Consider the following 17,232-nt stretch of genomic DNA (forward strand, 5'->3'; position numbering starts at 1 on the left):
CGCATAGCGTCAAGAGGTACAGGGGCTTGATGGATTGGATCACCACCGTCGATCACAAAAAAATCGCCATTCTCTATTTGGTTGCGGGTGGATTTTTCTTTGGAATCGGCGGCATTGAAGCCATTTTGATTCGGATTCAACTGATGAAGCCTATGAATAATTTTGTATCGGCACAGGTCTTCAACGAATTGATTACAATGCATGGAACTACGATGATTTTCCTTGGTGTCATGCCACTTATTTTTGCCATTATGAATGCTGTCGTGCCTTTGCAGATCGGGGCACGGGACGTTGCTTTCCCGTTTCTTAACGCGCTGGGTTTCTGGACATTCCTGTTTGGTGGATTGTTGCTGAACCTGAGCTGGGTTATGGGCGGAGCACCGGATGCGGGCTGGACCTCATATACGCCGCTTTCGGGCAGTGAGTATAGTGGAACGCATGGTGTGGATTTCTACACCATCGGCCTTCAGATCGCGGGTCTGGGAACGCTCATCGGGGGCATTAACTTTCTCGCAACAATTATTACAATGCGTGCTCCAGGCATGTCCTACATGCGGATGCCGATGTTTACATGGACGACATTTATTACATCTGCCATTATCCTTTTTGCTTTTCCTGCCATCACGGTAGGGCTTGTACTTTTGACGTTTGACCGTATACTGGGAGCGAATTTCTTCGATGTCGCAGGTGGCGGTAACCCCGTACTCTGGCAGCACATCTTCTGGATCTTCGGGCACCCGGAAGTATACATTCTGATTTTGCCGGCATTTGGTATTATCTCGGAGGTTATCCCGACCTTCTCGCGTAAACGGTTGTTCGGATACAGCTCCATGGTATTTGCTACCATCCTGATTGCCTTCCTGGGCTTCATGGTATGGGCGCATCACATGTTTACAACAGGTCTGGGTAATGTAGCCAACGCGCTTTTCTCCATCTCCACGATGTTGATTGCCGTACCTACCGGGATCAAAATCTTTAACTGGCTCTTTACGATGTGGGGTGGACAGATCCGCTTTACCGCGGCAAACCTGTTTGCTGTTGGATTCGTCCCAACCTTCGTTATGGGTGGTGTTACAGGCGTTATGCTGGCATCTGCTCCGGCAGACTTCCAGTTCCATGATACGTACTTTGTTGTAGCCCACTTCCACTACGTTATTGTAGGGGGACTCGTACTTGGATTGTTCTCGGGACTACATTACTGGTGGCCGAAGATGTTCGGACGTATTCTCAGCGAAACACTGGGCAAATGGACATTCTGGACATTTATGATCGGTTTCCAATTAACGTTCTTTGTACAGCATTTCCTCGGTCTGATGGGGATGCAGCGCCGGATCGTTACATATTTGCCGAATCAGGACTTTGACCTGCTCAATCTGGTCAGCTCCGTCGGTGCGTTTCTAATGGGTGTTGGGGTTATCATGTTCCTCGTGAACATCGTAATCACAATGAGAAAACCGGTTGGCGCGCCAAACGATCCGTGGGAAGACGGCCGTACACTGGAATGGTCTATTCCATCTCCGCCGCCGGAATATAATTTCAAGCAGACGCCGCTGGTACGCGGAATTGATGCATACTGGAAGGAAAAAATGGCAGGACATACGGAGATGACACCGGCAGAACCTGTAGGTTCGATTCATATGCCTTCAGCAACGCCGTTGCCGTTTGTAATGTCAGTAGGTATCTTTATCGCCGGACTTGGTTTGATGTTCAGTAACGATGAATTTGGTAATGCATTTATGAACGTCATTTTTAACAATTATATTGTAGTTATTATTGGTCTCGTAATCACATTTGGCGCAATGGCACTTCGTTCACTTTATGATGATCATGGCTGGCATATTGAACCGGAGGATCAGGATGAGAAGGGGGCTAGAACATGACAACCTCACATGCCGAACCGGTGAACGACAAATTGCCGCATGAACCGGAGAAAGCAACGCTGGAAGGCCGTAACAAGCTTATCGCCTTCTGGTTGTTCCTTGGCGGCGAGACGGTACTGTTCGGTACACTCTTTGCTACCTTCCTGGCTCTTCGTGGCCAAACCAATGATGGACCTACGGCGAATGAACTGTTCCACCTGCCACTTGTGGCCGCTGCAACTTTCATTCTCCTGGTCAGTAGTTTGACGAGTGTATTTGCAATTCAAGCCATGCATAAGGGCAAGCGAGATGCATTGGCGTTGTGGCTTGGCATCACGGTAGTACTGGGTATGGGATTTCTCGCACTGGAAATTTACGAGTTCTACGAGTATGTGAAACATAAAGAATTTGGCATGACCACGAGTGCATTCAGTTCAGCATTCTATACACTGGTCGGGTTCCACGGAGCCCACGTTGCTTTTGGTATTGTGTGGATCGGAATCATTATCGGTCAGCTGTTCAAAAAAGGATTGACGGTCGTAACCGCACCTAAAGTATACGTCTCCGCAATGTACTGGCACTTTATTGACGTGGTATGGGTGTTCATCTTTACGGTCGTGTACCTGCTCGGAAAGGTGGGGTAGCACATGTCGGCACAGGATAAGCCAGATCAACAGCCTGTGAAACACCGTCACCGGACGGAAGGGCCACAGAAACACGTCGTGGTGTTTATCTTCTCCATTATTCTTACGCTGATTGCGTTTGCGGCTGCTTCTGCCGGAGGGGTCAACACAACCTTTATCATTATTATTTTGCTCGTCATGGCTATTCTTCAAGTATTCGTTCAATTGGGTTATTGGATGCACTTGAAGGACAAAGGGCACTTAATGCCGATTCTGTTCATGGCATTTGGCTTTTTTGTAGCCTTTACGTGCATCATTATGGCACTCTATTGGGTCTGGTGGTAAAAGAGATGGCGGCGGCGCAATGCCGCCGTCTTTTCCCCTTTTTGGCGAATGAATCTTCACAAAGAAATGAAGGCAACAACCAAATCAGGTCACGGGGAGGTTTCCCGTATGCTCGGGTTGCAATATTTTAGCTTCAACGACTTATGGAGTCCGCTTATATTGGCTTTATTTCTGATTATTGCTGCGGCTTATCTGGTGCTTGTGGGACCGTTAAGCGAGCAAATAAAGGATGCAGTACCTGCGACTGCTGTGCAGAAAATCATGTTTATTACAGGGCTGTTTGTCCTGTATCTGGCTCAGGCTGGACCATTTAATCTGCTTGGTCACGTGATGTTTAGCTTCCACATGGTGAGCATGGCGTTCTCCTACCTGGTAGCTCCGCCGCTGATGATGAAAGGTTTGCCGATATGGGTATGGCGCAGTGTCGTACGCTGGTTGCCTACACGTCAGCTATCGTTCCTGGCTCATCCAATCGTTGCGGCAGTGCTCTTTAACGGGCTGTTCTCGCTGTATCACCTACCGATTGTACATGATTACGTCATGCTGAATTTTACCGTTCACCGGTTGTATTATATTGCATTGTTCATCACCTCGATGCTCATGTGGTGGACATTGCTGAATCCGTTACCAGAAGGCAGACAAGCATCGGGGTTATCCAAGATCGGTTTTATTTTTCTGAATATGGTACTGCTCACGCCTGCGTGTGGATTGATTATTTTTGCGGCCGAGCCGTTGTATCAGACGTACAGCAACCCGGCAGTATGGGCTGAAGCCATGCGGTATTGTGTGTCTGGAGATTCTACGGCGTTACTTCGCTCCTTCGGTGGGCCTACGTTCTTCAACTTTCTGTCTTCCGCGAAGGAAGATCAGCAGGTCGGTGGCATTGTAATGAAGTTTATTCAGGAAGGGATCTTTGCCTCCATGCTGGCATATGTCTTTTTCCAATGGTATCGGAAAGAGAAGCAGGAAGATGATGATGATTCGTATCCTGCAGGGGGCGCAGGGGGGCCGCTCAATCCGGCTGCCAAATAATGAAGTAATGTTCTGACAAGAGGGGGAACACACGATGGATATGTATTTTTGGCTACCAACGATCAGTACTTCTTTCATTGTGATTAGTGCAGTACTGGTGGGGATTGGATGGGTACTGATTATTCGGGGTAAACGTAAGGCTCATCAGTCCGCCATGGTAGCAGGTGCGATTGCAGCTCTAATCTTCTTTGTGATCTATATGTCTCGTACAGTGTTCGTGGGCAATACAGCTTGGGGCGGGGACCCGGATCTGGAGATCTTTTATCGAATATTTCTGATCTTTCATATTATCCTGGCTACCGTGGCGGCGATATTCGGCATCTCCACACTGGTGCTGGGGTTCAAAAAGAAGTTCGGAACACATCGCCGCTGGGGCAAGTTCACGTCCATGATCTGGTTCGGATCAGCGCTAACGGGTGTTGTCGTGTATGTTCTTCTATATCTCTTATATCCTGGTGGTCATACACGTCCGGTATGGGAAGTTATCCTCGGCGTATAAAAGTATAGATATAACCTCCGGTTACTTGGGTGTGGGTCACTATAACCTTCTGAAAATATGAAAATGGACGAATCTAGTAGACGATTCGTCCACGCTCCCTCTCTCATTCATTCATAGAATGATTTCGAGAGGGGGAAACAAAATGAAAAAAACAGTCAATGTCAGTCAAACGTATCCACGTCTTACCGTGTATTCAGAAGAGAACTACAGAGGGAGAAGCCGCATCTATCGTGGCAACACGGGTCTTCGTAACCTGGACAATATTTTGGACGGGGTGGAGAGCCTGCGCTTTTTCTCAACAAGTTCCAATGCAACACTCGTTGTGTTTACACGTCCTAACTTCCAAGGTGGATTCCGGGTCTTCCGAGGCAACACCAACTTGAGAGATTTGGATGATCTGATCCGTGGCAATGATGTGGAATCCCTGATCTCCACCAATCAACGGTTAACGCTGGCTCAGATTCGCGCAATCCGCAGGGATCGCAGTCTGCCTAGTGGCTACAACCTCGTTTAATCGTAATACCTCTTCTGTAAACAGGTGCTAGAGAACGGCAAAGGGCTGTACCCGAATTGTGTTTACACAATAATGGGTACAGCCCTTCTTTTGTGTTTGCGGAATGAAGTCTAATCCCCGCCACCTCCACTGTCTCCGCCACCGCTATCTCCACTGCTGTCGTTGCTGCTGCCACCATTGCTGTTGTGATGAAAATGTGTGCCTGTTGAAGAATCCGAATCATGATGTTTGTGATCCGGTGTGTGTCTGGCATGTCGATCGTAGGAGTCATCTCCCATAATGACCGGATATCCCGAAGCAGAGTCGGTATAACCGTTGTTACGGTGAATGCGGTGTCTGCCTTTTTTGGCAGAATGTCGACGAGGTTCATCCCGGAGGATCAACCAGATAACGACAATGAGGAAAAGGAGAACAAATCCGATCTCTACCAACCAATCCATAGCTGTAACCTTCCTTTCTTTGATTTGTTACTATAATTTATTTTAACGTAAATTCGTACTGTGTCCCATCCCGTCTTCCTGATTTAGGAAAATTAAGGGTTGACGGGATGAGAAATAGGTCTGTATACTGTGTATATTGATATATACAGTAATCACAGTAAGCAACATGAGTGAATGACAGGTGAAAGGCAGGCATGCATATGAACGAATGGAAGCAGGCGGGGTGGTTGACCCGCAGCCAGATGAGTAAGGATAAGCTCCAATGGCTATGGTCTGCATTATTCATGATATACACTGGCAGCATGAGCGGTGTGATGTTTTTAGGACAACAACAGACAGATTTCCTTAATCCAGTTGTGGATTCCTTCTTTTTGATTATGTTGCCATTTCAAGGGTTCATGTTCTGCAGGCGCTCCTTCCGTTACATACACGAAGATTCTTATACGCAGATGCTGGCCTACTATCGCAGAATCCCCATCCCTGAACAAGTGGTGATGTGGTCCAGGCTACAGCAGTCTCTGATGGCGTTTACGTACAATGGAATCTTTTTCTACGGATCGTTATACGTGGTTAACCTTCATGCCGAAGGATTCCGATGGGATCAGTATCTGGCCTTTAGCCTTACCTGTACAGGTTATGGCCTTTTGGTAACAGGATTGTATATTTACGGAGAGTTTCTGAACAGTGGCAAGAAATACTTGCTTCTCAGTACGCTTTTTATACCCATCGCCATTGGCATATCCATACTGATTCGAATGTCAGGCAGTTACGGATTACGGATTGTAATGGATGGAAGTAAATCATGGGGGCTGCTTTCCCCGATCATGTGGATTGCTCTGGTGGCTGGCGTAGCGGGATTATGGCTGTTTAGTCGTTTGACGCTGAAGAAGCTGGTTCATCGGGATTTGAATTAAAATGAGAATTGAGCTTATGTACGAATACAGGATGAAACCGGCACGGTCAGGTAACAGACTGGAGTGTACCGGAGGGCGAGGTGCAAGATGTGAAAATACCCATTCAAATTAATGAAAATAGCGCTGAACCTTTATATCACCAAATTGAAAATCAGTTAAGATCGTTAATAATTACGGGTCAGTTGGGGGAGGGAACACATTTGCCGTCCATTCGTGAGTTCGCCGGAGCACTGAATTGCAGTGTTATTACGGTTAGACGGGTCTATCAGGATCTGGAGAATGAAGGCTTGCTTCGTACGAAGCAGGGGACAGGTACATTTGTGGCCCAGGTAGAAGCTGGCGACAGAGAAAATTATAGATTAAAGGCCGCACAGGAAGCGATGCAGGCAGCGGTGCAGTCCGGGAAATCGGTAGGCTGTACGGAAGAAGAGATGGAGAGCCTGTTCCGGGAAGTCCTGAAGGCTATTTACGTGAAGTAAGGGAGTGATTCATACGTGGAACCCATAGCAATCCAGTTGAATGGCGTATCCAAAATGCGAAAACGCAGAGTTATTGGCCCAATTGATCTGACCATCCCGGAAGGGTATATAGTGGCTATTCTCGGTCACAACGGTTCAGGCAAAAGCACCCTTCTTAACATGTTGCAGCAAGTGGTACTGCCAGATGCTGGGCAGATTATATGGTTTGGTCAGGAACATGATGGGCCACTTCCCATTGAACTGAGACAACAGATTGGTTTTGTGGCAGATAACGCTGGTTCAGAAGAGAACCGGATAACAGCACAAGAAGCAGCTCATTTCCGGGCATACTGGTACCCGCGTTGGGATATGAAGTTGTTCGACCAACTGATTCAGGATATGGAGGTACCTGTTGATGTGAAGCTGAACAAGATGTCCAAGGGAGAACGGCGCAAATTTGAGATTGCAGCTGCAATTGCAGCTCGCCCAAGACTATTGCTTTTGGATGAGCCTTCATCAGGACTGGACCCCTTTGCCTGGAAAGTGATGGTTGAGCAGTTCCGTACCTTCATGGCGGGGGGAGACACCACGATTCTGATTGCCACACATATTGCGGACGAAGTCAAGAGGCTTGCGGATTACATCGTATTGATGCACCGTGGTCAGTCACTGGGAATGGCCGAGAAAGATATGGTGCTCGATCAGTGGAGGGAAGTCTGGTATGAAGGAGACTTAAGGCCAGAGAGCATCCCTGGTGTTGTGGAATCTTCTTTGGAAGAGGGCGGTCTGGTTCGCGTAATTACAACCCGGGTCAGCGAAGCGCAGGAAAGGCTGGAGCTGTCGAATAACCGAGTATTGAAAATCCGTAACTTGGAATTGGATGAAGTGCTGGCATTCTGGATTGCCGGGTATGCACCCGTACAGTGGAAATAACCGAAGGGAGACGATAAATGATGAACCGATTGGAATTGAAGCAAGTCGTCAAGCAATATGCAGACAAAACAGCCGTTAATGGAGTCACGCTCAATGTAAAAGAGGGGGAGATTTACGGATTGCTCGGAGCCAATGGTGCAGGTAAAACAACAACAATGCGCATGGTGCTCGGACTGATTCACCCGGACGGAGGGAATATCCTGTACAACGGCAAGCCCTATAATACGGAACTGCAACAGATTATGGGTTATCTTCCGGAAGAGCGCGGATTGTACCCGAAGGTGAAAGTCAGCGAACAGATTAATTACCTGGCACGACTTCGTGGCATGAATGGTAAGGACGCAGATCAGAGCCTCAAGTACTGGCTGAACCGGTTTGAGGTACCTGAGTATTACGATAAAAAGATTGAGGAGTTATCCAAAGGTAATCAGCAGAAAATGGGCTTTATCGCGGCTGTAGTGCATAGACCGCAGATTCTCATTCTGGATGAAGCGTTCAGTGGACTGGATCCTGTAAACGTGGAATTACTCAAGTCCACCGTCAAAGAATTGCGTGACGAAGGTACAGCAATCCTGTTCTCAACACACCGTATGGAGCATGTTGAAGAGTTGTGTCGTCAGATTACTATTCTGCATCGTTCCAACACGGTGGTACAAGGAGAGATCAAGGAAATCAAGAGCCGGTATCCGCGTGAACAGGTATTCCTGGGCACGATTGGTAGTGTGGAGGGACTTGAACAGTTGCCTGGTGTGAAGAAAGTCGAGCGGAATGAGCGTGGTTACCTGATACATATTAGTCAGGTGGAAGCGGCTCAAGAGATTCTCAGAACAGCCATGACTCAGACGACAGTGGAACACTTTGAACTGAAGGAACCAACGCTTAACCAAATCTTTATTCGTGAGGTAGGTGAGTCGAATGAATAAAATGGGAACGATTACGGGTTTTACATTTAAAAACAAAGTTAAAACGAAATCATTCATGGTGACGACCATTGTACTTGCACTTTTAATTTCAATCGGACTCAATGTCCCGTATTTCATTACCTTATTTAATGGGGGTTCCATTGGTGGAGCTTCAAGCAGTAATCCTGTAAATATTGGACTTTTGAGTACAGGGCAGCCTGAAGTTTCGGAGAAACTGGAGAGCTTCTCTGCGGCTCAAGGAGATCAGGCCTATCGATTCATTGCCAGTGGAGACAAAGATGAAGCTGCTCTTGCGGCGGATGTGGAAGCAGGGCTTACCGATGGTTATCTGAAGTTTGAATCTGTTGCTGGGCAGGAGTTCCCTCAGCCGATTCTATATTCAGCGGAAGACGTATCACCTCAGATCATTGCATCCATTGAAGCAGCGTTGCAGAGTGTGAAGCTGGATGTGGTTGTGAAGGATGTACTCACAGCGGAGCAGAAGGAACTGATTACAACACCTGTGAAGCTCACTGAGCAAAGTTTGAGTACAGATGAGAGCGGAGCAGGTACTGTGTCTGAAGGTGCAATGAGCCCGATTAACTATATTGTGGTGTACTTGCTGATCATCCTGCTGTTTACCTCGACGATGATGACAGGTAACATGATTGCCTCCGAGATCACAGCTGAGAAGAGCTCACGTATTATGGAGATTCTGATTACGAGTGTATCGCCGCTCAGTCAGATGTTTGGTAAAATCATCGGGATTTTCATGGTGGGAATGCTGCAAATCGGGATCTTCGGAGCGGTGGTTGCCGGAAATATCCTGCTGCCGCATAACCGTGCAGTATTAGGTGATTTCAATATGAGTCTGAGTGATGTGAATAGTGCAGTTATTGTGTACGGACTCATATTCTACATCCTGGGTTACTTCCTGTATGCCGTGTTGTTTGCTGCCATTGGTTCAATGGTAAGCCGTACTGAAGAACTCGGTCAGGCTGTTCTGCCGATTACGATGTTGTCGCTTGTTTCCTTCTATATTGCGATCTTCAGTATTTCTACGCCGAACATTCTCTTGTTGAAAATCGCAAGCTTCATTCCATTCACGTCGCCGACCGCGATTCTGGTACGAATCGGCGCAGGAGTTGCGCCAACTTGGGAGATTCTAACGTCCTTAGCGATTCTCATTGTATCCATTATCGTCTTCGGATGGCTTGCAGCCAAAATCTATCGCACAGGTGTGTTGATGTACGGTAAACGTCCAACCTTCAAGGAATTGTTTAAAGCGATGAAGGCTTATAAGATCTAGGTTGAGTGTTTGAAGGTTGGTTGGTGTGTGATGTGGTGGTTAGTGGTGTGCTGTGTCGGTGGTGTAATATTAAATCGAGCTCAGGAGAGGGTTGACGATCATGCAGCAGTTAAAAGGGTTCTATATACAGTTTTTGAGGGAACCTCTGTGGTTTAAAGCATTGATCCTGACTACACTGCTACTTTCCATTGTATTCAGTAGTTCAGCCTTTTCAGAGCAGGTCTATTACCAAAGCATCGCTAAATTAGCTATCGCTATTTTCTTCGTTGCATATGGAGTGAAGCTACGGGGTAATCGGAAGATTGCTGTAGCGTTCTTTTTCCTGGCACTGATCAGTATCTATTTATCATGGAATAGCTTGGATTTTGCGAATATCTAACATCAAACATATATGACGGTTTCGTATGTATTGTTTCTTCTTATCTAATGAGTGGAATGCAGGGATAAAGTGCTGCTCCGTTTGTGGAGTGGCACCAATTCCCATCTTTAACCGTAGTATCTAAGTATGTCCATTCTATTAAATGTTGGATTGGGCAACTATATTCAATAAGGAGATTACATAATATGAAGAATTGGAAACGCATGCTCTTATCTCTCACAATCTCGGTAGGTTTGCTTGCATCTGCAGTACCAGCTATGGCTGCTCCACAAGGAACTTCCGTCAAGGTTAATGACCAAGCTGTAAAATATGCTACAGGAGCACCAATCCTGGAGAAAGGTACAACACTGGTTCCACTGCGGACTACGCTGGATGCTATGGACGTAAAGCTAACAACTGCGACAGATGATATGATCACGGCTGTAGTAGATGGCAAAACGATTACACTCAAAAGCAAGCTTACACGGATCAACGGTGTAACGTATGCGCCAATCCGCATCGTCGGTGATGCTGCGGGTTATGAAGTTCGCTGGGATGCTGCAACGCGTACGGTACTGCTGGTATCCAAAGGCGGAGCAACTGAAACTGCGCAAACCGGTGGACGTGGCTTCATGTGGGAAGTTGAAAGCAATGGCAACACGGTCTATCTGGTAGGGTCCATGCATATTGCGGATGAAAGCTTCTATCCATTGCGTCCGGAGTTTGAAGAAGCCTTTGCGGAAGCTGATTATCTCGGGGTAGAGATTGATATTAGCAAAGCCGCTGATGAAGAGCAGCAAAAGCTGGTTCTAAGTCTGGGTTCGTATCAGGATGGAACAACACTGAAAGACCACATTTCCAGTGAAACGTATACTAAGCTGGGTGATGTGTTGAAGAAAAATGGTCTGGAGTCTAACGCCTTGGATGCATTTAAGCCTTGGGTAGTAGAGAGCACACTTGCAAGTTTGAAGTCCACAACGGCAGGATACGAAGCGTCAGCAGGAGTGGATCTGTATTTCATCCAGAAAGCGATCGAGCGCAAACTTCCAGTTATTGAGTTAGAGAGTTATCAATCTCAACTTGGCATGTTTAACGACTTTTCCAAAGAAACACAAGAGGAAACACTGAAAGCGACAATCGAAAACTTCGACGTGCTGGATAACAGTGTGAATGAAATGGCAGAAATGTGGAAAACGGGTAATGACGAGCAACTGCTTGAACTGACAAACAGCTTCTCCACTAACGAGGAATATAACAAAGCAATGCTGGTTGATCGTAACATTGGTATGGCGGACAAAATCGATGGTTACTTGAAAAACGGCAAAGGTGAGGAATATTTCATTGTTGTTGGCGCGGCACACTACTTGGGTGATCACGGCATCGTGAAACTGCTTGAGGATAAAGGATATAAAGTAGAACGTAAATAAATATAGACTACTATAGAAGGTAACCCTTTCGTCTCGAATATAAGAGTTGAGAGAGTTACCTTCTTATATATAGAAGAAAGACAGATTAAATAAAGAAGATCAAGCTGTAGGATAATACAATTGAACCTAAGAGTTCGTTGTAGATTGAAGGTCCATAATATGGTTAGATCGTGGATTTGATATGTTTTGAAATTAACTCTTTACAAGTGTATGATCTACATGGTATATTCTATTTCCGGCCAAAAAAACACGAGATACACGGTGCGGCAAGCGAATGAAATAAGTTTCGAAAGAAACTCAAAAAAAGAGCTTGCAAAGTTGGTTCGGACATGATATTATATAAGAGTTGCTGAAGAGAACGACATTCGGTAACGAAAACAAGTTTGATCTTTGAAAACTGAACAACGAGTGAGTAAACATTCTGCTTGCAGAATGAACGCGAAAGTTTGAGAAAAGCCTTGGCTTGGATCGACTGGAGCATAAATGAGATTTTTAATCTCGTCAGATTCAAAATGAGCTTATCGCTCTTTTCAATACTTTATTGGAGAGTTTGATCCTGGCTCAGGACGAACGCTGGCGGCATGCCTAATACATGCAAGTCGAGCGGACTTGATGAGAAGCTTGCTTCTCTGATGGTTAGCGGCGGACGGGTGAGTAACACGTAGGCAACCTGCCCTCAAGTTTGGGACAACTACCGGAAACGGTAGCTAATACCGAATAGTTGTTTTCTTCGCCTGAAGGAAACTGGAAAGACGGAGCAATCTGTCACTTGGGGATGGGCCTGCGGCGCATTAGCTAGTTGGTGAGGTAACGGCTCACCAAGGCGACGATGCGTAGCCGACCTGAGAGGGTGATCGGCCACACTGGGACTGAGACACGGCCCAGACTCCTACGGGAGGCAGCAGTAGGGAATCTTCCGCAATGGGCGAAAGCCTGACGGAGCAATGCCGCGTGAGTGATGAAGGTTTTCGGATCGTAAAGCTCTGTTGCCAGGGAAGAACGCTTGGGAGAGTAACTGCTCTCAAGGTGACGGTACCTGAGAAGAAAGCCCCGGCTAACTACGTGCCAGCAGCCGCGGTAATACGTAGGGGGCAAGCGTTGTCCGGAATTATTGGGCGTAAAGCGCGCGCAGGCGGTCATTTAAGTCTGGTGTTTAATCCCGGGGCTCAACCCCGGATCGCACTGGAAACTGGGTGACTTGAGTGCAGAAGAGGAGAGTGGAATTCCACGTGTAGCGGTGAAATGCGTAGATATGTGGAGGAACACCAGTGGCGAAGGCGACTCTCTGGGCTGTAACTGACGCTGAGGCGCGAAAGCGTGGGGAGCAAACAGGATTAGATACCCTGGTAGTCCACGCCGTAAACGATGAGTGCTAGGTGTTAGGGGTTTCGATACCCTTGGTGCCGAAGTTAACACATTAAGCACTCCGCCTGGGGAGTACGGTCGCAAGACTGAAACTCAAAGGAATTGACGGGGACCCGCACAAGCAGTGGAGTATGTGGTTTAATTCGAAGCAACGCGAAGAACCTTACCAGGTCTTGACATCCCTCTGACCGGTACAGAGATGTACCTTTCCTTCGGGACAGAGGAGACAGGTGGTGCATGGTTGTCGTCAGCTCGTGTCGTGAGATGTTGGGTTAAGTCCCGCAACGAGCGCAACCCTTATATTTAGTTGCCAGCACTTCGGGTGGGCACTCTAGATAGACTGCCGGTGACAAACCGGAGGAAGGTGGGGATGACGTCAAATCATCATGCCCCTTATGACCTGGGCTACACACGTACTACAATGGCCGGTACAACGGGCTGCGAAATCGCGAGATGGAGCCAATCCCAACAAAGCCGGTCTCAGTTCGGATTGCAGGCTGCAACTCGCCTGCATGAAGTCGGAATTGCTAGTAATCGCGGATCAGCATGCCGCGGTGAATACGTTCCCGGGTCTTGTACACACCGCCCGTCACACCACGAGAGTTTATAACACCCGAAGTCGGTGGGGTAACCGCAAGGAGCCAGCCGCCGAAGGTGGGATAGATGATTGGGGTGAAGTCGTAACAAGGTAGCCGTATCGGAAGGTGCGGCTGGATCACCTCCTTTCTATGGAGAATCGTTTCCTGCAACGGAAACATTCAAAACTGCAGCTTAGCTGCAAAACACTCACTCGTTGCTCAGTTTTGAGAGCTCAAACTCTCAAACAGCTTGCTTTTGCATGGAGCTTGTTCTTTGAAAACTAGATATCGAAACGAAACAAACGCGAATTAGAACATTCCTTTTTAGCTGAACTTGTGTTAAACAAGTTTCAATAAAAACGGTAGTCAAATTGCTTTTGTGATGGTATCGGGTGAGAGCGACTTTTGGCTTTGCGCAAGCAAACCAAGGGAAGCGAGCGACCGAAACCGGAACAAAATGGTTAAGCTACTAAGAGCACACGGAGGATGCCTAGGCGCTAGGAGCCGATGAAGGACGTGGCGAACAACGAAACTGCCTCGGGGAGCTGTAAGCAAGCTTTGATCCGGGGGTGTCCGAATGGGGAAACCCAGCTGGGGTAATTTCCAGTTACTCATAACTGAATACATAGGTTGTGTAGAGGCATACCAGGGGAACTGAAACATCTAAGTACCCTGAGGAAGAGAAAACAATAGTGATTCCGTCAGTAGCGGCGAGCGAACGCGGAGAAGCCCAAACCAAAGAGCTTGCTCTTTGGGGTTGTGGGACGTCTCACATGGAGTTACAAAGGAACCGGTTAAGCGAAGAGGTCTGGAAAGGCCCGCCAAAGAAGGTAAAAGCCCTGTAGTTGAAAGTTGGTTCCCTCCGAGACGGATCCCGAGTAGTGCGGGGCACGTGAAACCCCGTATGAATCCGGCAGGACCATCTGCCAAGGCTAAATACTTCCTAGCGACCGATAGTGAAGCAGTACCGTGAGGGAAAGGTGAAAAGCACCCCGGAAGGGGAGTGAAATAGAACCTGAAACCGTGTGCTTACAAAAAGTCAGAGCCCGTTTTAGGGGTGATGGCGTGCCTTTTGTAGAATGAACCGGCGAGTTACGTTCCCGTGCAAGGTTAAGGTGAAGAGCCGGAGCCGCAGCGAAAGCGAGTCTGAATAGGGCGACATAGTACGTGGACGTAGACCCGAAACCGGGTGATCTACCCCTGTCCAGGGTGAAGGTGCGGTAACACGCACTGGAGGCCCGAACCCACGCATGTTGAAAAATGCGGGGATGAGGTGGGGGTAGCGGAGAAATTCCAATCGAACTCGGAGATAGCTGGTTCTCCCCGAAATAGCTTTAGGGCTAGCCTCGGAAAACAGAGTCGTGGAGGTAGAGCACTGATTGGGTGCGGGGCCCGCAAGGGTTACCAAGCTCAGTCAAACTCCGAATGCCATAGACTTACTTCCGGGAGTCAGACAGTGAGTGCTAAGATCCATTGTCAAAAGGGAAACAGCCCAGACCATCAGCTAAGGTCCCCAAGTGTGTGTTAAGTGGGAAAGGATGTGGAGTTGCACAGACAACCAGGATGTTGGCTTAGAAGCAGCCACCATTGAAAGAGTGCGTAATAGCTCACTGGTCGAGTGACTCTGCGCCGAAAATGTAACGGGGCTAAACACACCACCGAAGCTATGGCTTGATGCTTTGCATCAGGGGTAGGGGAGCGTTGTATAAGGGTTGAAGGTGTACCGTAAGGAGCGCTGGACATTATACAAGTGAGAATGCCGGTATGAGTAACGAAAAGATCAGTGAGAATCTGATCCGCCGAAAGCCTAAGGGTTCCTGAGGAAGGCTCGTCCGCTCAGGGTAAGTCGGGACCTAAGGCGAGGCCGAAAGGCGTAGTCGAAGGACAACAGGTCGAAATTCCTGTACCACCGTAAGCCGTTATGAGCAATGGGGGGACGCAGTAGGGTAGTGACGCGGACTGATGGATGTCCGTCTAAGCAGTGAGGCTGATGTGTAGGCAAATCCGCACATTGTAAGGCTGAGCTGTGATGGGGAGCGAAAATTGTAGTAGCGAAGGTCATGATCTCACACTGCCAAGAAAAGCCTCTAGCCAGGTGATGGTGCCCGTACCGCAAACCGACACAGGTAGGCGAGAAGAGTATTCTAAGGCGCGCGGAAGAACTCTCGTTAAGGAACTCGGCAAAATGACCCCGTAACTTCGGGAGAAGGGGTGCCCCGGTAGTGTGAATAGCACGAGGGGGCCGCAGTGAAAAGGCCCAAGCGACTGTTTAGCAAAAACACAGGTCTGTGCGAAGCCGTAAGGCGAAGTATACGGGCTGACGCCTGCCCGGTGCTGGAAGGTTAAGGGGAGTGGTTAGGGAGTAATCCCGAAGCTGTGAACCGAAGCCCCAGTAAACGGCGGCCGTAACTATAACGGTCCTAAGGTAGCGAAATTCCTTGTCAGGTAAATTCTGACCCGCACGAATGGCGTAACGACTTGGGCGCTGTCTCAACGAGAGATCCGGTGAAATTTTAATACCTGTGAAGATGCAGGTTACCCGCGACAAGACGGAAAGACCCCATGGAGCTTTACTGCAGCTTGATATTGAATTTGGGTACGATCTGTACAGGATAGGTGGGAGCCTTTGAAGCAGGAGCGCCAGCTTGTGTGGAGGCAACGTTGGGATACCACCCTGATCGTATCTAGGTTCTAACCTGGTACCGTAATCCGGTGCGGGGACAGTGTCAGGTGGGCAGTTTGACTGGGGCGGTCGCCTCCTAAAGAGTAACGGAGGCGCCCAAAGGTTCCCTCAGAATGGTTGGAAATCATTCGAAGAGTGCAAAGGCATAAGGGAGCTTGACTGCGAGACCTACAAGTCGAGCAGGGACGAAAGTCGGGCTTAGTGATCCGGTGGTACCGCATGGAAGGGCCATCGCTCAACGGATAAAAGCTACCCTGGGGATAACAGGCTTATCTCCCCCAAGAGTCCACATCGACGGGGAGGTTTGGCACCTCGATGTCGGCTCATCGCATCCTGGGGCTGAAGTAGGTCCCAAGGGTTGGGCTGTTCGCCCATTAAAGCGGTACGCGAGCTGGGTTCAGAACGTCGTGAGACAGTTCGGTCCCTATCTGTCGTGGGCGTAGGAAATTTGAGAGGAGCTGTCCTTAGTACGAGAGGACCGGGATGGACGTACCGCTGGTGTACCAGTTGTTCCGCCAGGAGCACCGCTGGGTAGCTATGTACGGACGGGATAAACGCTGAAAGCATCTAAGCGTGAAGCCCCCCTCAAGATGAGATTTCCCAGTATGTAAGACCCCTTGAAGACGACGAGGTAGATAGGCTGGGGGTGGAAGTGCAGCAATGCATGGAGCTGACCAGTACTAATCGGTCGAGGGCTTATCCAATAGCAAGTGATAATTCGCATGTTTCGTTTCGAATCTAGTTTTCAGAGAACAACACTCTGAAATGTAAGCTACGCGTTTGGTGGCGATGGCGGAGGGGTTCCACACGTACCCATCCCGAACACGACCGTTAAGCCCTCTAGCGCCGATGGTACTTGGACCGCAGGGTCCTGGGAGAGTAGGACGCCGCCAAGCAATAGAAGACACACTTGATGATATCGAGTGTGTCTTTTTGTTTTACTATTTTTCAGCGGAAAACAACTAGCTTTATAGATGAGACGAAAATAAGATC

At 48.3% G+C, this 17,232-nt stretch carries 14 protein-coding genes and 3 rRNA genes; 16 read left to right on the top strand and 1 reads right to left on the bottom strand.

What is annotated here, in order from left to right:
* Positions 1 to 29 precede the first annotated feature (29 nt).
* The 6 genes from ctaD to MHB43_RS03365 all read left to right on the top strand — a co-directional run bounded on the left by ctaD (position 30) and on the right by MHB43_RS03365 (position 4,872).
* Positions 30 to 1,880, top strand: coding sequence for a cytochrome c oxidase subunit I (ctaD, locus tag MHB43_RS03340; RefSeq protein WP_405132383.1), 1,851 nt, complete (start codon positions 30 to 32; stop codon positions 1,878 to 1,880).
* A complete protein-coding gene (locus tag MHB43_RS03345; protein ID WP_047840264.1) occupies positions 1,877 to 2,503 on the top strand; it encodes a cytochrome c oxidase subunit 3 in 627 nt (208 codons plus the stop codon). The genes ctaD and MHB43_RS03345 overlap by 4 nt, the downstream gene beginning before the upstream one ends.
* A 3-nt stretch (positions 2,504 to 2,506) precedes the next feature.
* Positions 2,507 to 2,827, top strand: a complete 321-nt coding sequence (locus MHB43_RS03350; RefSeq protein ID WP_405131326.1) for a cytochrome C oxidase subunit IV family protein — start codon at positions 2,507 to 2,509, stop codon at positions 2,825 to 2,827.
* A 108-nt stretch (positions 2,828 to 2,935) separates the two neighbouring features.
* Positions 2,936 to 3,859 (top strand): cytochrome c oxidase assembly factor CtaG, encoded by a 924-nt coding sequence (ctaG, locus tag MHB43_RS03355; RefSeq protein ID WP_405131327.1) that lies wholly within the window; start codon positions 2,936 to 2,938, stop codon positions 3,857 to 3,859.
* Between the two features lie 34 nt (positions 3,860 to 3,893).
* The gene (locus MHB43_RS03360; protein WP_221825738.1) at positions 3,894 to 4,358 is read left to right on the top strand and encodes a DUF420 domain-containing protein; all 465 of its coding nucleotides are present in this window, start codon (positions 3,894 to 3,896) and stop codon (positions 4,356 to 4,358) included.
* Between the two features lie 142 nt (positions 4,359 to 4,500).
* Positions 4,501 to 4,872, top strand: a complete 372-nt coding sequence (locus MHB43_RS03365; RefSeq protein ID WP_036613171.1) for a hypothetical protein — start codon at positions 4,501 to 4,503, stop codon at positions 4,870 to 4,872.
* 110 nt (positions 4,873 to 4,982) lie between these two features.
* Here MHB43_RS03365 and MHB43_RS03370 read toward each other — a convergent pair whose 3' ends face one another.
* Complete coding sequence (locus MHB43_RS03370; protein WP_405131328.1) at positions 4,983 to 5,312, bottom strand: hypothetical protein; 330 nt, start codon at positions 5,310 to 5,312, stop codon at positions 4,983 to 4,985.
* A gap of 200 nt (positions 5,313 to 5,512) precedes the next feature.
* Between MHB43_RS03370 and MHB43_RS03375 the strand changes: the two genes are divergently transcribed.
* The 10 genes from MHB43_RS03375 to rrf all read left to right on the top strand — a co-directional run bounded on the left by MHB43_RS03375 (position 5,513) and on the right by rrf (position 17,135).
* Positions 5,513 to 6,226 carry a hypothetical protein gene (locus MHB43_RS03375; RefSeq protein WP_405131329.1) on the top strand — a complete coding sequence of 238 codons (714 nt, stop codon included), beginning with the start codon at positions 5,513 to 5,515 and terminating at the stop codon, positions 6,224 to 6,226.
* An 89-nt stretch (positions 6,227 to 6,315) separates the two neighbouring features.
* Positions 6,316 to 6,705, top strand: coding sequence for a GntR family transcriptional regulator (locus MHB43_RS03380; RefSeq protein WP_036613231.1), 390 nt, complete (start codon positions 6,316 to 6,318; stop codon positions 6,703 to 6,705).
* Between the two features lie 15 nt (positions 6,706 to 6,720).
* The gene (locus MHB43_RS03385) at positions 6,721 to 7,617 is read left to right on the top strand and encodes an ATP-binding cassette domain-containing protein (RefSeq protein WP_405131330.1); all 897 of its coding nucleotides are present in this window, start codon (positions 6,721 to 6,723) and stop codon (positions 7,615 to 7,617) included.
* Positions 7,618 to 7,637: 20 nt separating this feature from the next.
* On the top strand, positions 7,638 to 8,540 hold the full coding sequence (locus MHB43_RS03390) for an ABC transporter ATP-binding protein (protein ID WP_036613228.1): 903 nt from the start codon (positions 7,638 to 7,640) through the stop codon (positions 8,538 to 8,540).
* Entirely contained in the window at positions 8,533 to 9,828 is a 1,296-nt protein-coding gene (locus tag MHB43_RS03395) for an ABC transporter permease (RefSeq protein WP_405131331.1), read from the top strand. Before MHB43_RS03390 ends, MHB43_RS03395 begins: the two co-directional genes overlap by 8 nt.
* Positions 9,829 to 9,928: 100 nt before the next feature.
* Positions 9,929 to 10,207, top strand: coding sequence for a hypothetical protein (locus tag MHB43_RS03400; RefSeq protein WP_405131332.1), 279 nt, complete (start codon positions 9,929 to 9,931; stop codon positions 10,205 to 10,207).
* A 185-nt stretch (positions 10,208 to 10,392) separates the two neighbouring features.
* Positions 10,393 to 11,613 carry a TraB/GumN family protein gene (locus MHB43_RS03405; protein WP_405131333.1) on the top strand — a complete coding sequence of 407 codons (1,221 nt, stop codon included), beginning with the start codon at positions 10,393 to 10,395 and terminating at the stop codon, positions 11,611 to 11,613.
* Positions 11,614 to 12,151: 538 nt separating this feature from the next.
* Positions 12,152 to 13,704: ribosomal RNA gene (locus MHB43_RS03410) — 16S ribosomal RNA — on the top strand.
* Between the two features lie 311 nt (positions 13,705 to 14,015).
* Positions 14,016 to 16,943 (top strand): 23S ribosomal RNA (locus MHB43_RS03415).
* A gap of 75 nt (positions 16,944 to 17,018) precedes the next feature.
* A 5S ribosomal RNA gene (gene rrf / locus MHB43_RS03420) occupies positions 17,019 to 17,135 on the top strand.
* Together the 16S, 23S and 5S rRNA genes form the textbook arrangement of a ribosomal RNA operon.
* Positions 17,136 to 17,232 lie beyond the last annotated feature (97 nt).

The organism is Paenibacillus sp. FSL H8-0317 (assembly GCF_045040685.1).
GTDB lineage: Bacteria > Bacillota > Bacilli > Paenibacillales > Paenibacillaceae > Paenibacillus.